5 protein-coding genes and 1 pseudogene are annotated in these 5,321 nt (G+C 66.1%); 3 read left to right on the top strand and 3 right to left on the bottom strand.

Annotated elements, in window-relative coordinates:
• Window positions 1-576: pseudogene (locus tag VLG41_RS10715) on the top strand (histone deacetylase family protein); the annotation flags it as partial.
• 36 nt (window positions 577-612) lie between these two features.
• Window positions 613-1,926, top strand: a complete 1,314-nt coding sequence (locus tag VLG41_RS10710; RefSeq protein ID WP_325349384.1) for a mechanosensitive ion channel family protein — start codon at window positions 613-615, stop codon at window positions 1,924-1,926.
• On the opposite strand, the gene VLG41_RS10705 is transcribed toward VLG41_RS10710, so the two are convergent.
• The 3 genes from VLG41_RS10705 to VLG41_RS10695 form a co-directional block, all read right to left on the bottom strand.
• Window positions 1,913-3,208: a TRAP transporter large permease gene (locus tag VLG41_RS10705; RefSeq protein WP_325349383.1), complete on the bottom strand. Its 1,296-nt coding sequence runs from the start codon at window positions 3,206-3,208 to the stop codon at window positions 1,913-1,915. The two genes, VLG41_RS10710 and VLG41_RS10705, sit on opposite strands and share 14 nt — an antisense overlap.
• Window positions 3,205-3,714, bottom strand: a complete 510-nt coding sequence (locus VLG41_RS10700) for a TRAP transporter small permease (RefSeq protein ID WP_325349382.1) — start codon at window positions 3,712-3,714, stop codon at window positions 3,205-3,207. The genes VLG41_RS10705 and VLG41_RS10700 overlap by 4 nt, the downstream gene beginning before the upstream one ends.
• 78 nt (window positions 3,715-3,792) lie before the next feature.
• Window positions 3,793-4,797 carry a TRAP transporter substrate-binding protein gene (locus VLG41_RS10695; protein WP_325349381.1) on the bottom strand — a complete coding sequence of 335 codons (1,005 nt, stop codon included), beginning with the start codon at window positions 4,795-4,797 and terminating at the stop codon, window positions 3,793-3,795.
• Window positions 4,798-5,132: 335 nt separating this feature from the next.
• Here VLG41_RS10695 and VLG41_RS10690 point away from each other — a divergent pair.
• On the top strand, window positions 5,133-5,321 hold a 189-nt coding region (locus VLG41_RS10690; RefSeq protein ID WP_414652480.1), incomplete at its 3' end, for an electron transfer flavoprotein subunit beta/FixA family protein.

The following is a 5,321-nucleotide window of genomic DNA, read 5'->3' as shown; positions in this document are numbered from 1 at the left end:
GCCTTCTGCGCCGTGCGCCCGCCCGGCCACCACGCCATGCGCCGCCAGGCCATGGGCTTCTGCTTCGTCAACAACGTGGCGGTGGCGGCCAAGTACGCGCTGGAGCGGCACGGCCTCCAGCGCGTGGCCATCGTCGACTTCGACGTGCACCACGGCAACGGCACCGAGGACATCGTCGCGGGCGACGATCGCATCCTCATGTGCAGCTTCTATCAGCATCCCTTCTACCCGGCCTGCGAGCACTCCACGGCGGCCAACCTTGTCAACCTGCCCGTGCCCGCCTACACGCGCGGCATGGAAATCCGCGAACTGGCCGAGACGTATTGGATGCCGCGCCTGGACGCGCACCGCCCGCAGCTCGTGTTCGTGAGCGCCGGCTTCGACGCGCACCGCGAAGACGACATGGCGCAGCTCGGCCTGGTGGAGAACGACTACGCCTGGCTGACCGAGCGCATCAAGGACGTGGCCGAGCGCCACGCCCAGGGGCGCATCGTGAGTTGTCTGGAAGGCGGCTACGCGCTGGACGCCCTGGCGCGCAGCGTCGAGGCGCACCTGCGCGTGCTCGCAGGCGTCTGACGTGTTCCTGTCTTTCTTTTGTCATCTGTTGTCACGATGAACCCCTCATCCGCTTCGCCGCGTCCGGTGGACGACCTGTCCGCCTGGTTGCACGGTCTCCTGCAGCCGGCGGCACTGGCCGAGCTGGCCACCCTGCTGGCCGTGGCCTTGTTGGCCTGGTCGCTGGTCGCCGGCCTGCGCCGGGCTCTGGCCATGCAGAACGAACCGCAATCGGTGATGTTCGGGCAGCGCATCGTCGATGGCGCCCTGTTTCCCCTTGTGCTGCTGGTGCTGGGCTTCGTGGCGCGCGGGCTGCTGGCGCGCTTCGTGCCGCTGGCGGTGTTTCACGTCGCCATTCCTGTGCTGGTCTCGCTGGCGGTGATCCGCCTGGGTGTGAAGGTGCTGCAGGTGGCCTTCGACGACAGCCCTTGGGTGAAGGTGCTGGAGCGCACCATCTCCTGGGTCGCCTGGGCGGGCATGGTGCTGTGGGTCAGCGGCCTGCTGCCGGTGATGCTGGCCGAGGCGGAAGACATCCGGTGGAAGGTGGGTGCCACCACGCTGAGCCTGCGCACCCTCATTGAAGGCGTCGTCACCGCGTCCGCGGTGCTGATCATCACCCTGTGGATTTCCTCGGCCATCGAGTCGCGTCTGCTGCGCAGCAGCGTCGGCAATGACCGCTCCCTGCGCAAAGCGATCAGCAACGCCACGCGCGCGCTGTTGCTGTTCGTGGGCCTGATCATCGCGCTGTCGGCCGTGGGCATCGACCTCACCGCGCTGTCCGTGCTCGGCGGTGCCGTGGGCGTGGGCATCGGCCTGGGCCTGCAGAAGCTCGCGTCCAACTACGTCAGCGGCTTCGTCATCCTCGCCGAGCGCAGCATGCGCATCGGCGACAACGTGCGCGTGGACAACTTCGAGGGCCGCATCACCGACATCAACGCGCGCTACACGCTGATCCGCAACCTCAGCGGGCGCGAGTCCATCGTGCCCAACGAGATGCTCATCACCAACCGGGTGGAGAACCTGTCGCTGGCCGACCCGAACGTCTGGCAGTCGACGGTGGTGTCGGTGGCCTATGACAGCGATGTGGACCTGGTGACGCGGCTGCTGCTGGACGCCGCCACTGCGCAGCCCCGCGTGCTCAAGAGCCCGGGGCCATCGGTGGCCTTGTCCAACTTCGGGGCCGATGGCCTGGAGTTCACGCTCGGTTACTGGATCGGTGACCCGGAGAACGGGCAACTTGCCCTGCGCTCGGCCATCAACCTGGCGATCCTGTCGTCGCTGCGCGCCAACGGCATCGAGATCCCCTTCCCGCAGCGCGTGGTGCACGTGCTGCGCCAGGGCGACGATCTGGCGGCCGCTAGCGGTTCATGAAGCCGGGCAGCCAGAGCGAGATGATGGGGAAGGCGATCAGGATACCCAGGCGCACCACGTCGGCCAGAACGAATGGCCATACGCCGCGATAGATCGTCGTCAGCCGCACGGTCGGCAGCAGGGAGTTCATCACGAACAGGTTGAGCCCCACCGGTGGGGAAATCATGCCGATCTCCACGATGGTGACGATCAGGATGCCGAACCACACCGGGTCGAAGCCCAGTCCCATGATCACCGGGAAGAACACCGGGATGGTGAGCAGCACGATGGCCAGCTCCTCCATCACCATGCCCAAGGCCAGGTAGATCGCCATCATCACGACCACCACCATGATGGGTTCCGGGCTGAACTGCAGGACGAAGTCGCGCAGGTCGGCGGGCATGGAGGTGAAGTTGATGAAGTTGGTGAACACCATCGCCGCGATGAGGATGGTGAACAACATGGCTGTGGTGCGCGAGCTCTCGATCAGCACCTCCAGCAACAGCCGCGGCGTGAGCGTGCGGCGCGCGAGCGCGAAGAAGAAAGCACCCGCCGCGCCCACGCCGGCCCCTTCGGTGGCGGTGAACACACCGCCGTAGATGCCGCCGATCACCAGCGCGAACAGCAGCACCACGCCCCAGATGCCGCGGATGGCGCCCAGGCGCTGGCGCCAGGTGAAGCGTTCGGCGGGCGGGCCGGCCTGCGGGTCGCGCCAAGTGACGAAGACCACCGCCAGGCACAGGCAGGCAATGGCGACGATGCCCGGCAGGATGCCCGCGATGAACAGCTTGCCGATGTCCGTCTCGGTGATGATCCCGTAGATGACCAGGATGGTGGATGGCGGGATCAGGATGCCCAGCGTGCCACCCGAGGCGATGGCGCCGGTGGCCAGGGTTTCCTTGTAGCCGTGCGCCTTCATCTCTGGAAAGGCCACGCGCGTCATGGTGGCGGCAGTGGCGATCGAGGAACCGCAGATCGAGCCGAAACCGCCCGAGGCGATGATGCTGGCCATGGCCAGCCCGCCCGGGCGGTGCCCCACGAATGCGTTGGCTGCGGTGAACAATTCGCGCGCCATGCCGGCGCGGGCCACGAAGTTGCCCATGAGCACGAACAGCGGGATGACCGACAGCACATAGGCGAAGCCGGTCTCGAAGATCACCTGGCTGGTGCTGGCCAGAGCCGGTTGCCAGCCACGCAGGAGGCCCATGCCCACGAAGCCTGCCGTCGCCATGGCGACGGCCAGCGGGATGCGCAGGAAGGCCATGGCGAAGACGCCCAGGAAGCCCAGCAGCGCGGCGGTCATGCGGCGTCTCCCTGTGCGGTCGCGCCGTGGAAAGCCGGCTCGGGTGGTCGTACGAAGACGAAGATCAGATGCACCAGCGCGGTGACCAGCAGGAAGGCCGCCATCACCCAGGCCACCGGCGCCATGGGCAGCTGCAGATGGACGGTGATGTCGCCGTACTCCGCGAAGCGATCCGCGCGCATCACCATCAGGCGCGCCATCCAGGCGAACACGATGGCGCAGAACAGGTGCACCACACGCTGCTGGATGCGGTGCAGCCAGGTGGGAACGAAGGCATCCAGTGAGTCGAAGACCACGTGCTCTCCCCGCCAGGACACCAGCGGCAGCGCACCGAAGATGACGATCACCATGAGGATCTCGGTGACCTCCAGCCCGCCAGGCACCGAATGGCTGAAGAACTTGCGGCCCGTGACGTCGACCAGCGTGAGCAACATGATGGAGAACAGGGCCATCGCGGCCATCAGGCCGGTCGACCAGCGCAGCGCGCGATCCAGGAAGGTGAGCATGTGGAGGGAGCGTTCAAAAGCAACGGCGGGCAGCCGGATTGGCGACTGCCCGCCGTGCGGGATGGGCGGCTCGGCGCCTTACTTGATCTTCTTGATCTCGGCGCGGAATTCGGCCAGGACGGCCTTGGGGTCCTTCAGGCCCTTGGCCCCGGCGGCGGCGGCCCATTTGTCTTCCAGTTCGGCCTGCTTGGCCGCGACGGCCTTGATGAAGGACTCGTCGGCCTGGATGCGCTGCACGCCCTGCTGCTTCTGCAGATCGCGGCTGGCCGCGTCCACCTTGTCCCATCCTTCCCCGAACAGGCGGGCGGCGTATTCGCCAGAGAGCTTGTCCACCACCGCCTTGTCCTGCGCCGACAGCGCGTTGTACTTGGCGGGGTTCATCATGAAGACGAAGCTGGTGTTGTAGAGCCCGCCAGGGAAGGTGGTGGCGTGCTTGATCATGTTCAGCTTGAACGAGGCGATGGACTCGTCCGGGAAGAAGGTTCCGTCCATCACGCCCGTGGACAGCAGCTCGAAGGAATCGGGCGCGGGTTTGAGCGTGGTGTTGAAGCCCATGAGCTTGGACAGCTCGTTGATGTTGCCGCCGCCGATGCGGAACTTGAGCTTGGTGGCGTCGTCCACCGTCTTCACCGGTTGCTTGCTGTTGAAGATGATGCCGGGACCGTGGGTGAACACGCCCAGCACCTTCACGCCACGGTGCTCGCCCAGCGGCGCGAAGTACTTGCTGTAGATGCGCTGATAGGCCACCGACGTGGGGACCGAGCTGTCGCCGAGAAAGGGGAACTCGGCCACCTGCGTGTTGATGAAGCGGCCCGGTGTGTAGCCGTCCACCGTGTAGGAGATGTCGGCCAGGCCGTCGCGCACGGCGTCGAAGGTGCCCGGCGCTGCGGCCACGCCCTTGGGCAGGATGTTGCACTTCATGCGCCCACTGCTCTCTTTCTCCAACGCGTCGCACCAGTTCTTCTGGGCCACGCTCAGGGTGTGCGTGGGCGGCACCCAGGAGGAGGCGGAGAACACGGTCTGCGCCGAGGCCGCGCCGGCACTCAGGAAAGCGGCGGTGGCCAGGAGGGGGATCAGCTTCATGCGGGGGCTCCAGCGACGGTGTGATGGGGGGCGCGCGGGCGATTACTCAACATAAGCAAACGGCGCAAATTCACTATAGGTGAACGCCTTGCACGGCGCCCTCCAGACTTACCCGAGTTCGCCGACCAAGCGGTCGGGTAAATGACGCCTGAACGACACCCGCCGCGCGTCGCGGGGCATCGGATACCGGTGGGGGGTCGATATAATTCCTGGAAAAGCACGGTCGTTCGATTTTCTGCGCGGCGCCCAGGCCGTACTCCCCACCCCCCTACAATGGCCAATTGACGTGCACGTCAATTGCACCCCGAACCACCACCTCACAGGAGCAACTCAGCATGAAGGTCCTCGTCCCCGTCAAGCGCGTGGTCGACTACAACGTCAAGGTCCGCGTGAAAAGCGATGGCAGCGGCGTCGACATCGCCAACGTGAAGATGTCGATGAACCCGTTCGACGAGATCGCGGTGGAAGAGGCGGTGCGCCTGAAGGAAAAGGGCGCGGTCACCGAGGTGATCGCCGTCTCCTGC

Source organism: Hydrogenophaga sp. (assembly GCF_035481345.1).
Lineage (GTDB): Bacteria > Pseudomonadota > Gammaproteobacteria > Burkholderiales > Burkholderiaceae_C > Hydrogenophaga.
Note: the sequence above shows the minus strand (reverse complement) of the source record. Positions and strands in the feature narration are given on the sequence as shown.